Below are 16,794 nucleotides of genomic sequence, written 5' to 3' on the forward strand. Positions count from 1 at the left end.
TTGTAAAACGCTGTTTATTTCTCAGCGCGGATTATCCGCATCAGGCCGTTTTACTGCGGATCAGATAATCAAAGGCGCTTAATGCCGCTTTTGCCCCCTCACCGGTGGCGATAATAATCTGCTTGTAAGGTACGGTAGTACAGTCACCGGCGGCAAAGACACCCTTAACGCTGGTTTCGCAACGAGCATCAATGACGATCTCTCCCATCCGGTTACGTTCAACCACACCATCAAGCCAGGCGGTATTAGGCAGTAAACCAATCTGGACAAAAATCCCGGCCAGCGCGATATGGTGCTCCTCACCGCTTATCCGATCACGATACTGCAGACCGGTCACTTTCTGGCCGTCACCGATCACTTCCGTGGTCTGCGCATTGAGAATAATATCGACATTTTTCAGGCTGCGGACTTTATCCTGTAACACCTGATCGGCTTTCATTTCAGGGGCAAATTCCAGCAATGTCACATGGTCAACCACCCCGGCGAGATCAATCGCCGCCTCAACACCGGAGTTACCACCCCCGATCACAGCCACACGTTTACCTTTAAACAGCGGGCCATCACAATGAGGGCAGTAAGTTACCCCTTTGGTACGGTATTGCTCTTCACCAGGGATATTCATATTGCGCCACTTCGCACCGGTGGCAATAATAACGCTGCGCGCTTTCAGCACCGCCCCTGAAACGGTCTCAATATGATGAAGACCACCTTCCTGTTCTGCCGGGATCAGTTTCGCCGCCCGCTGGCTGTCCATCACATCGATATGATAATCACTAACGTGTGTTTTTAATGCTGCCGCCAGCTTCTGACCTTCGGTTTTCGGGATCGAAATATAGTTTTCGATATCGACGGTATCGAGGATCTGACCGCCGAAACGTTCCCCCATCAGGCCGGTACGGATGCCTTTACGGGCATCATAGATCGCGGCGGCAACGCCTGACGGCCCCGATCCGACGATTAACACGTCGTAAGCTTCACGCTTATTCAGCGCTTCAGCCACCCGTTTTTCCGCGCCGCTATCGATCTTCGCGATAATCTCTTCCAGGGTCATCCGTCCCTGAGCAAACTCTTTGCCATTCAAAAAGACGGCGGGAACCCCCATGATATTGCGCTCCGCTATCTCGTTCTGGAACGCGCCACCATCAATCGCGGTGTGCTTAATATTCGGATTCAGCACTGCCAGCAGATTCAGCGCCTGTACCACATCCGGGCAGTTATGGCAGGAGAGTGAATAATAGGTTTCAAACTCGAAATGCCCTTGCAGATCACGGATCTGTTGCAGCATCTCCGGCGATTCTTTTGGCGGGTAGCCACCTGTCCATAATAACGCCAGTACCAGCGAGGTAAATTCATGTCCCAGCGGCGAACCGGCAAAGCGCGGCCCGTGGTTAGCGCCGGGATGGGTGATCAGAAAAGAGGGTTTACGTACCGCTAAGTGGTTCTCTTCTTTCAGCGTGATTTTATCCGATAATCCGGCGATCTCGCTCAGCAATTGTTTAATTTCAGTCGATTTCGCACTGTCATCCAGTGAGGCAATCAGCTCAACCGGTTTGGTCAGTTTTTCAAGGTAAGCCTTGAGCTGGGTTTTCATATTAGTATCAAGCATCACACTTCCCTCTTATCAACACATTATCATGTAAATCAGCGCTACACGGCAGGGTAAAGACGATTTACATCATAGTGCGGGAATAAAATGGGCGCTAATGCGCCCATATCATTACGACTGTTCAGCGCTTTCGCCATAAAAAGCGGCGAAAGAGGCGATTCATCGCAGCAGGTTAAATTTTACCGACCAGGTCAAGTGATGGTGCCAGAGTAGCATCACCTTCTTTCCATTTAGCCGGGCAAACTTCACCAGGGTGAGCGGCAATGTACTGTGCAGCTTTGACTTTACGCAGCAAATCAGCGGCATCACGGCCAATACCATCCGCGGTGATTTCGATAGCCTGGATGATGCCCTGAGGATCGATAACGAAAGTGGCACGATGAGCCAGCCCTTCTTCTTCGCACATATTGTCGAAGTTACGTGTCAGGGTGCCAGTCGGGTCACCAATCATGGCATATTTGATCTTGGCGATGGTATCAGAAGTGCTGTGCCAGGCTTTATGGGTAAAGTGGGTATCGGTTGAGACAGAGTAGACATCAACACCCAGTTTCTGCAGTTCAGCATAGTGATCAGCAAGATCACCCAGTTCAGTCGGGCAGACAAACGTGAAATCAGCCGGATAGAAGAAGAAAACACTCCAGCGACCTTCGGTATCCTTCTCGGTCACTTCGATGAATTTACCATCTTTAAACGCCTGGTTTTTGAATGGCTTGATTTTGGTATTAATTAAGGACATCTGTATTTCCTCCGTCACATTTTCATTAGCTTTTAAACTAACCCATTTTATCTGGTTCAGCCAATGCATTTGCTTTATCAAATCAATAAGTGATACCTAACAAGCGCGGACATCGTCGTTGTACGCATCGGCGGTATCCTGTTTTGCTCTGACAGCTTACCCGCTATTGACGAGCCGCAATCCTTTCCAGTACAGCAAAAAATAGCGTTTCTTCCGATAGATATTCCTTGCTGACATGAAATATAAACCTTTCTAATAATTCACATGGTGAATTTAAAGCAAATAAAACATACAATATGAAAATATTTTTTCCGCACCCAAAATCAGCCAGGTGACATCAAGATGGTCAGAGAGACGCGCCGGTAGCCCATGACCGCCGTGGCTCTGTACAGCCAGCAAAGAGACAGCTTGCAGGATGAAGGGTATATCTTCTCCCCTCACTAAAACCGGATTTTAGTCATGGTAAATCTGTACAACCTGAAAAAATTTGATCTTAATTTATTAATTATTTTTGAATGTATTTACCAGCATTTGAGTATCAGCAAAGCAGCCGAGATCCTGTTTATCACCCCTTCTGCCGTCAGCCAGTCGTTAAAACGTCTGCGTTGTCAGCTTAATGATCCGCTGTTTATCCGCTCAGGAAATGGTGTTACGCCAACCCAGGCGGGTATCCATCTGCATTATCAGCTGGAAAATTGCCTGACTCATCTCGAACAGGTGATAAAAACGCCCCCTTCTCCTGAATTAACCAAACACATCATTATTTACACCCCGCTTTTAGGGATGCCTGCTGAGTTTCTGCAATTTATTCGTCCTCCCGGGCAGGCCTCCAGCGTGCAAATAGAACATCATGATCTTCCGCTCAGTGCCGGTGTGGTGGATAGCTTACTCACTTATCATAAAGCGGATCTGATTTTAAGCCTCTCCCCCTGTAGCAAACCACAAGTGTTTTGCCATCCTTTTCGGGAGATTAAAATGGTACTGGTCTGCCGCAAAGACCATCCACGGGCAGAAAAAATGACGTCGCTGGCCGCCATCAGCGAGGAGGGTTTTACCCATTACCTCACGACAGAGCCAGCGATCAAAGCGTTCCAGCTACAGGTAAGAAAACTGCTGCCGCAACTGAGCATTACTTTTCGCAGCGATTCCTACTTGACGATCCTGAATATGATCCACCAGATTGATGTCGTCAGCGCAATCCCGGAAGCTATTTTTCAGCATCCCTTTTTCCGCGATAGTCTGCAATTACTGCCGGTTGTCATCCCATCGATGAAGCTTTATCTCATTTGTCATCATGAAAAAATGAGCCAGCCGTTCTTCACCTCACTATTTGAAACCATCAACTTTACACCTGAGTGAATCCTCATTCTGACGGATATCTGAGCGATAAAAGCGATTATCCGCTATCACGCAACGGGATCACGCCACCCCCTGTACCGGTTAACCCGGTATCATCGTTCCCAGCCGACAGGTACAGCAACGACGATCGTGGGCATCGAGGATCACTATCTCCCAGCTCTGGAGCCGCCGTCCCAGATGCAGGGGACGGCACTCCCCGCGCACCTTACCACTGGTCACCGGGCGATGGTGGGTCGCGTTTAACTCGCAGCCTACCACGCTCTGCCCCTCTTCGGTCATCAGCCAGCCGGCCATTGAACCGAGGGTTTCCGCCAGCGCCGCCGACGCGCCACCATGCAGTAAACCAAAGGGCTGATGGGTGCGCGCATCCACCGGCATTTCGGCCACCAGCAACCCCGCTTCCAGCCGGGTGTAAACAATACCGAGGTGGGCGACCAGGGTGTTCGCGCTGCTGGCGTTAAGTTCCGCCAGGCTCAGTTGTCGTTTCCAGATCATTCAGGCTCCCAGAGTTGAACCGCCATCCACCACGATATCCTGCAATGTAATATGGCTGGCATGGTGGGAAGCGAGAAATAAAATCGTGCTGGCGATCTCCTGCGGACGGGCAATTTTGCCCAGCGGGATCCCCAGCTTAAACTGCGCAACGGAACCGCTGATCCGGCGTTGTTCAGCATCATCACTCATCCATAACATCCGCTGCATATCGGTATCGGTAGAGCCTGGCGAAACCAGATTACAGCGAACACCACTGCTCGCCAGCTCCAGTCCGACGGTTAACGCCAGGCTTTTCAGGGCCGCTTTTGATGCGCCATAGGCGCTCATCCCCAGACGCGGAATATGCGCAGCATCTGAAGAGACCGTGACAATCGCGCCGCCCTGCTGACGACGAAATTGAGCCATTGTCTGCTGAAACAGATTAAAGGCCCCGCCGACATTGACCGCAAACGTGTGTTGCCACGCCTGCTGGCTCAGTTCATCCGTCGCACCAGGATGTAAAACACCGGCCGCATTCACCAGCACATCCAGGCGTGTCAGTGCCGGTAACAGACGCGCGCAGACTTCGGCGACCTGGTCTGGATCGGCAATATCCACGACTTCTGTCGCAAAAGGGTAATCCTCACCGGCAAAGCGGAGATCAAACCCCGTCACCCTGGCACCGGCCGCGGCAAATGCCAGCGCCGTGGCGTAGCCAATGCCTTTGCCGGCACCGGTCACCCATACCGTCTGCCCGTGAAAATCGAACTCAGCCATGATTGACCTCGCGGGAGAGCAGCGCCCACCAGGCGTCAAGGGTCGGGTTTTTCGCCAGCATGACAAAATCGATATCGCTATGCACTTTACGCCAGCGGGCGGCCAGAGTCATCATGCGTACGGAATCCAGACCGTAATCGATCAGATTCTCATCATCCATCGGTTGCTCAGACTCATCGAGTAATGGCAGGATCAGCGCCCGCAATGCCTGCTTTGAGGCAGGTAACGCCGATAACAACGTTTCCGTCATTACCACCCGCCCGGAACAACTGGCGACACATTTTAACGCCATCAGATGATCCTCGCGGCTAAAATCCGCCAGCGCATCAGCGACAAAAAAAGGTTTAATATCGCGCATAAAAGCGTCAGTGGCGGTGGTCATACAGCCAATGTGAGCATAGACGCCGGTGATAATCAGTTGATCACGTCCGGCCTCTTTAAGCATCGTCTCTAGCGGTGAACGCTGAAACGCACTGTAACGCCACTTTACCAGTACCGTATCCTCGTCGGTCGGTGTCAGCGCCGCGACCACCTGTTGTTGTTCCGGCGAGCGGGTCAGCCCCGGCCCCCACATATCCTTCAGCAACCCGCGATCCTGATCGCTCTGTTGCTGCGGTTGGGCGGTGTAATATACCGGAATGCCCTGCTGTCGACAGAAATCACGCAGGGCGGCGATATTCGCGACCACCGTCGCCATCATCGGGTTGTCCGGCCCCCAGAAACGGATAAAATAGTCCTGCATATCATGGATTAACAGCGCACTACGGCAAGGATCAAAAGGCCAGTGAACCCGGGCGGGCGGAATATCGCGGGCCTCGGGTAAGGCGTATGCCTGTAATTGCGGAATGGTCATTTTGTTTACTCCCTTATGATAGATCACGCACAGCCAGCCACTGACGTAGCTGTTTCTTGTCGACTTTTCCTACCGCTGTCAGCGGCAGCGCATCAACACACTCGACACGATCCGGTAACTTAAATTCCGCCACCCCCTGCTCACGCAGAAAACGGCGTACCGCTACCGCACGCAGCGGCGCGCTGACCACCAGATAAACACAGCTCTTCTCGCCCAGCAGCGCGTCAGCCATACTGACTACCGCCGCCTGGATCACCGCCGGGTGACGCAACAACAGATTCTCCACCTCTTCGGCAGCGATCTTCTCACCACCACGATTAATCTGATCTTTCTCGCGTCCCTGCACGGTGATGTAGCCCGCTTCATCAATGGAGACCAGATCACCAGAACAGTAGAAACCGTCGGCATCGAACGCCGTCGCATTGTGCTGGGGACTGCGATAATAGCCCCGGAAAGTATAAGGCCCACGGGTCATCAGGCGGCCCGTGACGCCACAGGGCAAGCGGTTGCCCGCCTCATCGGCCACCCATACTTCATCATCCGGCGACATCGGGCGCCCCTGGGTATGGATGATCCGCTCTGGCGTGTCATCAAGACGGGTGTAATTCACCAGCCCTTCTGCCATGCCAAATACCTGCTGCAGCTGACAACCTATCTCAGTGAGAATACGGCTGGCCAGGGTCGCAGACAGGCGCGCGCCGCCGACCTGTAATAGCTGTAATGATCGTAACTGATGATGATCGTCCCCCTCCTGGAGCGCCTGCAGCCACAGACTGACGGCCGGTGGCACCAGCGCAGCCATGGTGATCTGATGGCGGGCAATCAGCGGAAAGCACTCCGTCGCACTGGGATCGCTGGCGAGGATCACCTGACCTCCAGCGCGGAACACCCCCAGCGAACCCGGCGAACTCATCGCATAGTTATGGGCGGCAGGCAGCGCATTGAGATAACGGGTATCAGCACTGAGCGCGCAAATTTCATTACTGCGGCGGATACTGTATTCATAGTCATTATGGGTACGCGGGATCAGCTTAGGCGTGCCGGTACTGCCGCCAGAAAGCTGAAAAAAGGCCACTTCATCCGCGGGGGTTGGCGTGGCGACAAACCCCTCAGCGGGTTGTGTCATCGCCGCCTGCAAATCGTCTTTTCCGTTATCATGACGCAGCAGCACATGGCGGATAGTCGCATGTTGCTGGCGAAAATCAGCCAGAAAATGATCATCGGCAAACAGGCGATGATCCCGATCCGCCACCAGCAATACCGGCTCGATCTGCGCGGCATAAGCATGCAACTCACTCTGTTGATGGCTGAATAACGCATTGACCGGCACGATCCCCGCCCGCAGCAGGGCAAAAAAGGTGATATAAAATTCAGCGACATTGCCCAGTTGTACCAGCGCAGTCTCGCCACGTTGCAGCCCCATCCGCTGCAACGATGCCGCCAGATTATCCACCAGACGATTGAACTGACGATAGCTATAGTGTTTATCCCCCTCAATGAGGGCCACGGCATCGCTGTCAGCATGACGAGTCAGCAGCTCGCTCAGGGGTTTGTCCTGCCAGTATCCCTTCTCCCGGTAGCGGGCAGCAAAATTCTCTGGCCAGCGGTTAAATGCAATCATTCTTGCCTCTCACTTCAAACCAAATACGTTTAGCATGGTGGTCAATTTGACGCCGGTTTCCCGCCACTCCCCTTCGGGAGAAGAGGCGGGAACAATACCCGCTCCAGCAAACAGACGCAGGGTACGCTGATGCAGACGAGCACAGCGGATGGTCACGACCCACTCGCCATTGCCCTCCTCATCACACCAGCCCACGATACCGCCAAAAAGCTGACGCTCAAACGGCTCCAGCTCGGCGATTATCTGTTTCGCCGCCAGGTGTGGAAAACCGCTCAGGGCCGGGGTGGGATGGAGCAGGCAAGCCAGAGACATGACATTCTCCTGCGGCTGCGCATGACCGGTAATGGATGTTGCCAGATGCCACAGTGTCGGCGTGCTAATCAGTTGTGGCGCTTCTGGCAGCGATAATTGACGACAACGCGGGGTCAGCAACCTTTTCATCGCCGCGATCACCAACTGGTGTTCATGGCGATCTTTCGCCGAAGCCAGTAACTGGTTGCCCGCCGCTCGATCCTGCGCCGCATCCGGCTGACGGCGAATCGATCCCGCCAGCGGCAGCGACCAGAACTGATCGCCCTCTTTACGCAATAACAATTCCGGGCTGGCACCGAGTAGCACATCGCCATCCGCCAGCGGCAGGTGAAAATTAAAGCTAGCCGGGTTTTGCGCGTTCAGTCGCGCAAACAGCAGTTCGCTATCCACCGGCTCCTGGAGTGTGATATCAATCAGCCGCGACAAAACTACCTTGTCTACAACATCCGTCGTCGTCAGGTGGGCGGCACGCGCGACCATCGTCATAAATTCCTCCTCAGCGGGAATCTCCTGACGCTGGATAACAGATAGCAGTGCACAAGGCACCGTCGCACAAGCGGCGGGGAGAGCCGTATCGCGCGCCATGTTTTGCCAATTCTGGGGGATAAATAATTCAGACGGTTGCTGTGGATCAAACGGAATCGCCCCTACCAGCAATGGCTGCGCGATCCCGGCGGCTTTCGCCTGCGCAAAAGCGGCGGCCATCTGCTGCTGAAACGCGCTGTCACGCTGTTGCGCGCCGATCGCCGGACAGCTAAAACGGCTAAAACAGCCTGAGGTGCGAAAACTGCGGTACGGTGACATAAAGACAAAATGTTCGGCTGCCCGCGCACTGTTTTCTCCCTGTTGATCACCGATGCGGGATCTTTCCATACCATCCTCCTGAAAATAGATGACTGACTAACCGTCTGATCCAGCCGATGTTACTGGCACCAGCCGTACGGAAAAACCGTCGCGTGCCGATCAGTACATGGGGAGGCCGGGGACTGTTGAGGGCCAAAAGTGTCATAATCGACCAGTATCTAAGAATGATTATCATTTGTGTTTTTGCTGGCTAACCTAAAAGGTATTCTTACTTCTGTCAACCCGACTTCGCTGGTAATCTGTCTGTATTTGTTGACTCAGACTTGCGTCCCTCGGGGACAACGTGAAAAATGAGCTGCCTTTATTGACAACTTAATCAGGGTAAAAATTCGTGAAACTCTCTGTTTTTTATCGCTATCTCCTGCTGATCTGTGGCGTGCTATTTTGTCCACTGACGTTCGCGGCCGACTGGCCACGCCAGGTCACTGACAGCCGTGGTACACATACTCTCAATCATGCGCCCCAGCGTATCGTCTCGACCAGCGTCACCCTGACCGGATCATTACTGGCCATTGATGCGCCGGTGATCGCCAGTGGTGCCACCACACCACGCAATCGCGTCGCTGACGATCAGGGGTTCCTGCGGCAATGGGGGGCGGTGGCCAGAGAACGTCAGCTGACACGTCTGTATATTGGTGAGCCCAGCGCGGAGGCTGTCGCCGCACAGATGCCTGATCTGATCCTGATCAGCGCCACCGGCGGTGATTCGGCACTGGCGCTGTATGATCAGCTTGCCACTATCGCACCTACCCTGATCATTAACTACGACGATAAAAGCTGGCAGGCGCTACTGGAACAACTGGGGCAGATCACCGGCCATGAGCAACAGGCGGCAGCACGTATTGCGCAATTTAATCAGCAACTGGCGATCCTGAAAAAGCAGATCAAACAGCCGCCTCAACCGGTTAGCGCCCTGGTCTATACCGCCGCTTCGCACAGCGCCAATCTGTGGACGGCTGACTCCGCCCACGGCAAACTGCTTGCACAGCTTGGTTTTACCCTCGCCACCCTGCCTGACGGACTTCAGCCCAACCTGCGTCAGGGCAAACGTCATGATATCGTACAACTGGCGGGAGAAAATCTGGCGGCCGGGCTCAACGGAGAAAGCCTGTTTCTGTTCGCCGCCGATGACCAGGATGCCCAGGCCATTTATGCCAATCCGTTACTGGCACATCTGCCCGCGGTTAAAAATCAGCGTGTTTATCCGCTGGGCACCGAAACGTTCCGTCTCGACTACTACAGTGCGATGCTGATCCTGCAGCGTCTCGCCACACGTTTTGGTTAATCGCTGCTGGCTGGCGCGTTGTCAGCCAGTGCTATCAGGTTGCTGGCTAGCGGGATAGCGGAAACGGCGCACTTCGCGCAGGACAACCGTCAGTAACACCGCCAGCAGCACCAGTCCCCCGCCACTGACCCCCGCTGCGGTTGCTGGCGTCAGCCACACCCCCAGGGCACCCAGTAATGCTGCGCCAATCGCATCGCCGGTGACATTCTGTGCCGTCCATAAGCCATTAATCCGGCCCAGTAGCGCCTCCGGTGTCTGACGCTGAATCAGGGTATATTGCAGCAGTGAAGCGATGGCATTCAGCCAGCCAGACAGCGCCAGACACAATGTTACCAGCTGCCAGCCGGGCATCAGACCCGACAGCGCAATCAGCAAAAAAGCCGCGATCGCGCTGAATAACATTAGGCGGCCAGGACGTGCGATGTGGGTCAGCCAGCCACTGGTCAGAGCGCCAGCGGATGCCCCCAGCGGGATCGCCGCGTACAACAGACCAATTTGTGCCGCCGACATCTGCCAGCCCTCCGCCAGCGCTGGATAAAGTACCCGCACCGCACCGGCCATCGTCAACAGGCTACCCAGCACGGTTATGCCACCAACCAGCGGACTGCTACAGAAGAATTTGACACCGGCCAGCAACGACTTTAACGGCAGCTCCCGTGACGGCGGTGGCGGCAGTGAGGGTAAGCGTAACAGCGTCAGCGTCGTCAGAACAGTTCCTGCGGTGGTCAGGCCATAGTTCCAGGCGACACTCCCGCTGGCCAGTAACAGGCCACCCACCAGCGGAGAAATTACCGCGCCCAGGCGTACGGTCAGCATGGTGATCGCTCCCGCCTGCATCAGATTTTCCCGTCCGACCAGCGCCGGGGTGGCCGCCAGCAAGGCGGTCACTCCCAGCGCAGCAAAGAAACCGTCCCAGATACCTAACAGATAAATCACGATTAACGACGGTTCAGGCACCAGCGCATTGAGGCATAAACCAGCAAAACCGACACCACAGGTGCCACGCGCCAGCAGGATCAGATATTTACGATTATAACGATCCGCCAGCACACCACCGATCAATAGCCCGATAAACATCGCGCTCGCTGCCAGGGTTACCGAAAGCCCAACCAGCCAGGTGGAGTGGGTCAGCTCCTGAATCTGTACCGGCAGCGCCACCCCCAGCAGCCCCAGCGATAAAATAGAGACAAAACGCGCGATAAAAACGTCACGAAACGCCGGATGCGTTCTGAGCAAACTGAAGTTCAGAAGCCATAATTGTTTTTTCATAACAGTACCTTATTATTCTTTTTTCCGCTATGTCAGCCTGTCGTTATCGGCGAAATGCAGGCGGGGCGATATCATTATGGTAAATAAGCCCAGACATGTTAACATAAGCGGATAAGATCGATAATGATAATGACTCTCATTTTTAATCCAGGAATAATACATGCTGTCGTTTTCCGCCGCCCGGTTTCGCACTGTTGTGATCCCAGGGCTTTTATTCCTCTTGATGATAGCCATCGCACTCAGCCTGCTGGTGGGGGCGAAAGCGCTGCCTCCGTCTGTTGTCACCGATATCCTGTTCACCCCCTGTCACAGCGCGGATTGCAAAATTATCCTCAATGCCCGACTGCCGAGAACTGTGGCGGGATTACTGGCCGGAGCGGCACTGGGCGTCGCCGGATCACTGATGCAAACCCTGACCCGCAATCCACTCGCTGACCCCGGTCTGCTCGGAGTCAACGCTGGTGCCAGCTTCGCTATCGTGCTCGCTGCGACCTTTCTGAATATTAATTCGCCCCAGCAACAGGTCTGGATCGCCTTTGCCGGTGCCCTCTCAGCTTCACTGCTGGTAGCCTTTACCGGTAGCCAGGGAGGGGGGCAACTGAGCCCGGTGCGTCTGACGCTGGCGGGGGTCGCGCTGGCGGCGGTGCTGGAAGGACTCTCCAGCGGGATCGCACTGCTCCATCCCGAAGTCTATGACACCCTGCGTTTCTGGCAGGCGGGATCGCTGGATATCCGCGATCTGCACATTGTAAAACTGATCCTCGCTCCTGTGCTGCTGGCCACTGGCGTCACCCTGCTGCTCAGTCGGGCGCTGAATAACCTCAGTCTCGGTAACGATACCGCCACCGCGCTCGGTAGCCAGGTGGCACGCACCCAGCTTATCGGTCTGCTGGCGGTAACCTTACTCTGTGGCAGTGCCACCGCCGCCATCGGCCCGGTTGCCTTTATCGGCCTAATCATGCCTCATCTGGCGCGGATGCTGGCTGGCGCTGACCATCGCCGGATCTTACCGGTGGTCTTACTGGCCTCCCCCACCTTACTGTTACTGGCCGATGTGCTGGGCCGTCTACTGGTGCCGGGTGAGCTGCGGGTATCGATAGTCAGTGCTTTTATCGGCGCCCCCTTTTTAATCTGGCTGGTTCGTCGCCCTTCGCGCGGAGGTGCTGTATGACAACACCGCCCCGTCGTCTGGTGATCAGCTGTCTCGGCCTGCTGAGCGGCGGGCTGCTGATTTCCCTGTGGGGGCTGAGCAGTGGTGTGCTGTCATTGCCTGTCGGGCAGACGATTTCCGCGCTGCTGGGTCAGGGGCCTGAAAATATCGTTATGGTCATCACGCAATGGCGATTACCCCGGGTTGTGATGGCACTGGTTATCGGTGCCGCGCTGGGGGTCAGTGGCGCGATTTTTCAGTCATTGCTGCGTAATCCACTCGGTAGCCCGGATGTAATTGGTTTCAATGTCGGTGCCTGGAGTGGGGTGCTGGTCGCGATGGTGCTCTATGGTCAGAACCTGACCGCCATTACCCTCGCAGCGATGTGCGGTGGTTTGCTGACCACGCTGGTGGTCTGGTTACTGGCATGGCGTAATGGCATCGAGACATTTCATCTGATTATTATTGGTATCGGAATGCGGGCGATGCTGATGGCTTTCAATACCTGGCTGTTACTGTATGCTTCGCTGGAAACCGCGCTCTCCGCCGGGCTGTGGTATGCGGGTTCGCTCAACGGCCTGACGTGGAGTAAAATCTGGCCAGCCGCGCCGCTAATCCCGCTGGTACTGTGCGGTGCGGCGCTGCTGGCACGCCGTATGCAACTCCTGGAGATGGGCGACGATACCGCCTGTGCGCTGGGCGTGCCGGTAGAGCGTTCGCGTCTGCTGTTGCTGCTGATCGCAGTGATATTAACCGCCCTTAGCACCTCGCTGGCCGGGCCCATCTCGTTTGTCGCGCTGGCCGCTCCTCATATTGCTCGCCGATTGAGCGGCACCGCCCGCTGGGGATTAACCCAGGCCGCGCTCTGTGGCGCACTGCTGCTGGCGCTGGCGGATGGCTGTGCGCAGCGGCTGTTTGTCCCTTACCAGCTTCCTGCAGGAGTGGTGACGGTCAGCATCGGCGGAATTTATCTTATCGGGTTACTCATTCAGGAGTCGCGCAAAAAATGACCACGGTTGCATCCCGTCTGTGTGGTGAGCAGTTAACGCTGGCCTACGGCAATAAGATCATCGCCGAATCGCTGCAAATTACCCTGCCTGATGGCCACTTCACCGCGATTATTGGCCCCAATGGTTGCGGAAAATCGACACTGCTACGTACCCTGAGCCGCCTGCTGCCCCCTGCTCGCGGTCATGTTTATCTTGATGGCGAACAAATCCAGCGCTATCCCGCGAAAGAGGTGGCAAAGCGCGTTGGCCTGCTGACGCAGAATGCATCAGCGCCGGGAGAGATCACGGTTCAGGAGCTGGTGGCACGCGGACGTTATCCACACCAGCCATTATTCAGCCGCTGGCGGCAACAGGATACGGATGCGGTGAGTCACGCCATGGAAGCCACCCATATCACGCATCTGGCGCAACAAAACATCGACACACTTTCCGGCGGCCAGCGTCAGCGGGCATGGATCGCGATGGCACTGGCCCAGGAAACCCGAATTATGCTGCTTGATGAACCGACCACCTGGCTGGATATCAGTCACCAGATCGATCTGCTGGAACTATTGCGCGATCTTAATCGCCAGCAAGGTTATACCCTGGCGGCGGTATTACACGATCTCAACCAGGCCTGCCGCTATGCCACTCACTTAATTGCCCTGCGTGAGGGAAAGATTATCGCCACCGGGGCCCCGAGGGAGATTATTACCCGTGAGCTTATCGAAGCAGTATTTGGTCTGCGCTGCATGATTATTGACGATCCGGTCAGCCATACCCCGCTGATCATTCCGCTGGGACGTGGCTGACCCAGCTGACAGCGTGAGGATTTCGAGCACTGCCCAGGGACAAAATGACAAGCAAAACAGCCTGATGGATCAGTCTGTTATGATAACTATGCTATTCGCTACGAATTTTAGTGATTTTACCCTTGCTATTTAAACAATAATCACCGCGACCATATACCGTGAAAACCGTCTCATCAGGGGGTTCGTGAGCAACGCCAAGAATAGGAGTCATTTCCATGCCAGACGGTAACGTATCCTCAGAACCTTCTCCCTCCCCGTTATTATAAAAAACGTTATTAACTAAACAGAATGTCACCATAAAACGACCTTCTGAATCAGGGTTGGGAATATTATATTCTTCCTTCAGCATATCCTGGTGTTTCAGCCACCATTTTATTTTCTCTCGATCCGTACCATAAATACGATCGACTATGACATAACTAGCACCATCGTCTTTGTGCTTAACCATAAAAATCTTCACCGGACGGTATAGCCAGCAAATATAAGCTATCTGAAGACAGGTGTATAATATTATCAAAAAAATGTATGTTTCTTTTGCCATAAACGCCTCTGGTGATTTCTGTAACAGATCGTCAGGATATTATAATATGGAAGTTCTTGTTTCATCATTATTTCCCGCGGAATAAATAGCAAGCATTCTGTATTCATTATTATAGGTGACAAAAATAGTACCCAGATTAACACTCTTTCTGAAAGAAAAAATAAGCCTACATAATGCAGCCAGTTAATAGCAGGATATAATATCGTTGTTATTTATCATCAACACCGCTGGTGATTTCTGTAAAAGACTATCAGGATATAATAATACGAAAGTCTCTATGCCATTTATCATATCCTGAACTCAATTAAATCGTGTTGACGTATCTCTGAAATCAACCAATTTTTAATTAACTTGCCATAACCCTATATTATTCATCAATATTTATTTTAGTAATTTTACCATTGTTATCTAAATGATAATCAGTGTCATTATCATCATATACCATTAAAACCAGCCCATTACCAGGGGTTTTCGGAGCAACGCCAAAAACAGGTTCCACTTCCATGTTGTAAGAGGAGACGAGTGGCTCATCCTTAGAACTCTCCTGAGAGTATTCCCCCTCGTCTGCACGAGACCCGCCATGAAGTAACCAGAATGTCACCACAAAATGACCTTCTGAATCAGGATTGGGAATATTATGCGCTTCCTTCAGCATATTCTGGTTTTCCAGCCACCAATTTATCTTCTCTTGAGCCGTCTCAGGAAAATGATCGACGAATACCTCACTAAAACAACCACTGATTCTGGGATCGACCGATGCATCAAGAATAGAACCAGTTCTGTGCTGAACCGTAAGAATCTTCACCGGGCTGGAGGCCGGGTGGGAGGCCGGGTGGGAGGTCGGCTTAGAGGTCGGGTGGGAGGTCGGCTTAGAGGCCGAGCGGAAGGTTTGCCAGCAACCATAAAACAGCACAATGCAGAAGAATAATGCCAGCAAAAAAAGGAATGTTTCTCTTGTCATAAACGCCTCTGGTGATATCTGTGACAGATCATCAGGATATAATAATACGTAAATTTTTGTTTCATTATTATTCCTCGCTGGATAAATAGCAAGCATCCAGGATAAAAACAGTAAATAAACATGGTGTTATAACTTATTTTTTACTATTAATAACATTAGCTGATATTATTTAACAAATAGAAATTAGCTAAATTTTTGTTTCACTAATTTACCGCTTTTATTTAACATATAATAATTGTCATTAGTAAGAAATGTTATTCCCAGATTCCTGCTATTACTGACAGTAAAAACTTTATCCTTATCGATACAATTTACGGGTGGTGGCATATCATCAAAACAAAGCCTTTCATACTTACCCTCTTCTTTATAACCATCACCAAAATCCCAAAAAACAATTGTAAAAAAACCATTGGCATCTGGTTGTGGAATATCACATTTCCTTTTCAATCGAGATTTATTTTCTAGCCACCAGTTAATTTTCCCATTATCAGTTAATGGGAAATTTTTTACTAATACATAACTGTGGTTATCATTTCTATGTATAGCAACAATTTCCACCGGACGTAAGAATAACCAGCAAAAATAAGCCAGCACAATACAGCCAACTAATAGCACAGCATAATATCGTTTCTTACTTATCATTAGGCCCTCCGGTGATTTCTACAATAGCATCCATATCGGTCATAAAGGGTCTGAAGCCAAACTGATGATAGCGCTGGAGGACAAACCAGATGCGGAAGAAACGAAGCGGATGATATTTGATTTGCAGAATATCATCGTTATCAAGGCCAAAGTGATCCTGTACTTTATAATGTATCACCGCCCGGTATTGGTCACCGGTGATATCAAGGGACATGATGGTGATATGGGTCGCCCAGGTATCATGAACAGTGATCCCCATACCATTAATCATATCCTGAAGACTGTCAAATTTCGGTAATCTCCCACCACTGATAGCATCATAAAATTTTTCTTTTTCTTCTTCTGGATAAAATTTTTCATTCCAGTCAATCCCTTTATTAAGGGTGTCTTTTATACGTAACAACGTACTATCTCTCGAATGATCATTCAATATCTGCTCTTTCAGTGCCGTATCCAGCAACATGTGAGACAAGTGATATTACGATGTAGCTCAACAAAGTACAAATAATAATGCACTATCGATGCTGCTTTTTAGTTATTAGC

At 52.4% G+C, this 16,794-nt stretch carries 16 protein-coding genes and 1 pseudogene; 5 read left to right on the forward strand and 12 right to left on the reverse strand.

What is annotated here, in order from left to right; translation table 11 throughout:
* Positions 1 to 40: 40 nt before the first annotated feature.
* A complete protein-coding gene (gene ahpF, locus PT300_13655; protein MDF7681574.1) occupies positions 41 to 1,606 on the reverse strand; it encodes an alkyl hydroperoxide reductase subunit F in 1,566 nt (521 codons plus the stop codon).
* Between the two features lie 172 nt (positions 1,607 to 1,778).
* Positions 1,779 to 2,342: an alkyl hydroperoxide reductase subunit C gene (ahpC, locus tag PT300_13660; GenBank protein MDF7681575.1), complete on the reverse strand. Its 564-nt coding sequence runs from the start codon at positions 2,340 to 2,342 to the stop codon at positions 1,779 to 1,781.
* A gap of 459 nt (positions 2,343 to 2,801) precedes the next feature.
* Between ahpC and PT300_13665 the strand changes: the two genes are divergently transcribed.
* Complete coding sequence (locus PT300_13665; GenBank protein ID MDF7681576.1) at positions 2,802 to 3,701, forward strand: LysR family transcriptional regulator; 900 nt, start codon at positions 2,802 to 2,804, stop codon at positions 3,699 to 3,701.
* Positions 3,702 to 3,782: 81 nt separating this feature from the next.
* Here PT300_13665 and entH read toward each other — a convergent pair whose 3' ends face one another.
* Genes entH through entC form a run of 5 tightly spaced genes read right to left on the reverse strand, consistent with a single transcriptional unit; the run spans position 3,783 to position 8,611 of the window.
* A complete protein-coding gene (entH, locus tag PT300_13670; GenBank protein ID MDF7681577.1) occupies positions 3,783 to 4,196 on the reverse strand; it encodes a proofreading thioesterase EntH in 414 nt (137 codons plus the stop codon).
* A complete protein-coding gene (entA, locus tag PT300_13675; GenBank protein ID MDF7681578.1) occupies positions 4,197 to 4,952 on the reverse strand; it encodes a 2,3-dihydro-2,3-dihydroxybenzoate dehydrogenase EntA in 756 nt (251 codons plus the stop codon).
* Positions 4,945 to 5,805 carry an isochorismatase family protein gene (locus PT300_13680; GenBank protein ID MDF7681579.1) on the reverse strand — a complete coding sequence of 287 codons (861 nt, stop codon included), beginning with the start codon at positions 5,803 to 5,805 and terminating at the stop codon, positions 4,945 to 4,947. Before PT300_13680 ends, entA begins: the two co-directional genes overlap by 8 nt.
* Positions 5,806 to 5,818: 13 nt before the next feature.
* Positions 5,819 to 7,426 carry a (2,3-dihydroxybenzoyl)adenylate synthase gene (locus PT300_13685; protein ID MDF7681580.1) on the reverse strand — a complete coding sequence of 536 codons (1,608 nt, stop codon included), beginning with the start codon at positions 7,424 to 7,426 and terminating at the stop codon, positions 5,819 to 5,821.
* A 9-nt stretch (positions 7,427 to 7,435) separates the two neighbouring features.
* Positions 7,436 to 8,611, reverse strand: a complete 1,176-nt coding sequence (entC, locus tag PT300_13690) for an isochorismate synthase EntC (GenBank protein ID MDF7681581.1) — start codon at positions 8,609 to 8,611, stop codon at positions 7,436 to 7,438.
* A 322-nt stretch (positions 8,612 to 8,933) separates the two neighbouring features.
* Between entC and fepB the strand changes: the two genes are divergently transcribed.
* A complete protein-coding gene (gene fepB / locus PT300_13695; protein ID MDF7681582.1) occupies positions 8,934 to 9,887 on the forward strand; it encodes a Fe2+-enterobactin ABC transporter substrate-binding protein in 954 nt (317 codons plus the stop codon).
* A 21-nt stretch (positions 9,888 to 9,908) separates the two neighbouring features.
* On the opposite strand, the gene entS is transcribed toward fepB, so the two are convergent.
* Positions 9,909 to 11,156, reverse strand: a complete 1,248-nt coding sequence (gene entS, locus PT300_13700; GenBank protein ID MDF7681583.1) for an enterobactin transporter EntS — start codon at positions 11,154 to 11,156, stop codon at positions 9,909 to 9,911.
* A gap of 163 nt (positions 11,157 to 11,319) precedes the next feature.
* Here entS and fepD point away from each other — a divergent pair, with 163 nt between their 5' ends.
* Genes fepD through fepC form a run of 3 tightly spaced genes read left to right on the forward strand, consistent with a single transcriptional unit; the run spans position 11,320 to position 14,107 of the window.
* A complete protein-coding gene (gene fepD / locus PT300_13705; protein ID MDF7681584.1) occupies positions 11,320 to 12,327 on the forward strand; it encodes a Fe(3+)-siderophore ABC transporter permease in 1,008 nt (335 codons plus the stop codon).
* Positions 12,324 to 13,316, forward strand: a complete 993-nt coding sequence (gene fepG, locus PT300_13710; protein ID MDF7681585.1) for an iron-enterobactin ABC transporter permease — start codon at positions 12,324 to 12,326, stop codon at positions 13,314 to 13,316. The genes fepD and fepG overlap by 4 nt, the downstream gene beginning before the upstream one ends.
* Positions 13,313 to 14,107 carry an iron-enterobactin ABC transporter ATP-binding protein gene (gene fepC / locus PT300_13715; protein MDF7681586.1) on the forward strand — a complete coding sequence of 265 codons (795 nt, stop codon included), beginning with the start codon at positions 13,313 to 13,315 and terminating at the stop codon, positions 14,105 to 14,107. The genes fepG and fepC overlap by 4 nt, the downstream gene beginning before the upstream one ends.
* A 91-nt stretch (positions 14,108 to 14,198) precedes the next feature.
* Here fepC and PT300_13720 read toward each other — a convergent pair whose 3' ends face one another.
* From PT300_13720 to PT300_13735, 4 genes and pseudogenes are all read right to left on the reverse strand, one after another.
* The gene (locus PT300_13720) at positions 14,199 to 14,648 is read right to left on the reverse strand and encodes a DUF943 family protein (protein ID MDF7681587.1); all 450 of its coding nucleotides are present in this window, start codon (positions 14,646 to 14,648) and stop codon (positions 14,199 to 14,201) included.
* A gap of 367 nt (positions 14,649 to 15,015) precedes the next feature.
* The gene (locus PT300_13725; protein MDF7681588.1) at positions 15,016 to 15,609 is read right to left on the reverse strand and encodes a DUF943 family protein; all 594 of its coding nucleotides are present in this window, start codon (positions 15,607 to 15,609) and stop codon (positions 15,016 to 15,018) included.
* A gap of 183 nt (positions 15,610 to 15,792) precedes the next feature.
* Complete coding sequence (locus tag PT300_13730) at positions 15,793 to 16,251, reverse strand: DUF943 family protein (protein ID MDF7681589.1); 459 nt, start codon at positions 16,249 to 16,251, stop codon at positions 15,793 to 15,795.
* A pseudogene (locus PT300_13735) lies at positions 16,241 to 16,714 on the reverse strand (DUF3289 family protein). Before PT300_13735 ends, PT300_13730 begins: the two are co-directional and overlap by 11 nt.
* Between the last annotated feature and the right edge of the window lie 80 nt (positions 16,715 to 16,794).

The sequence above is a fragment of the Enterobacteriaceae bacterium ESL0689 genome (genome assembly GCA_029433525.1).
In the GTDB taxonomy this organism is placed as follows: Bacteria; Pseudomonadota; Gammaproteobacteria; order Enterobacterales; family Enterobacteriaceae; genus JAQTIF01.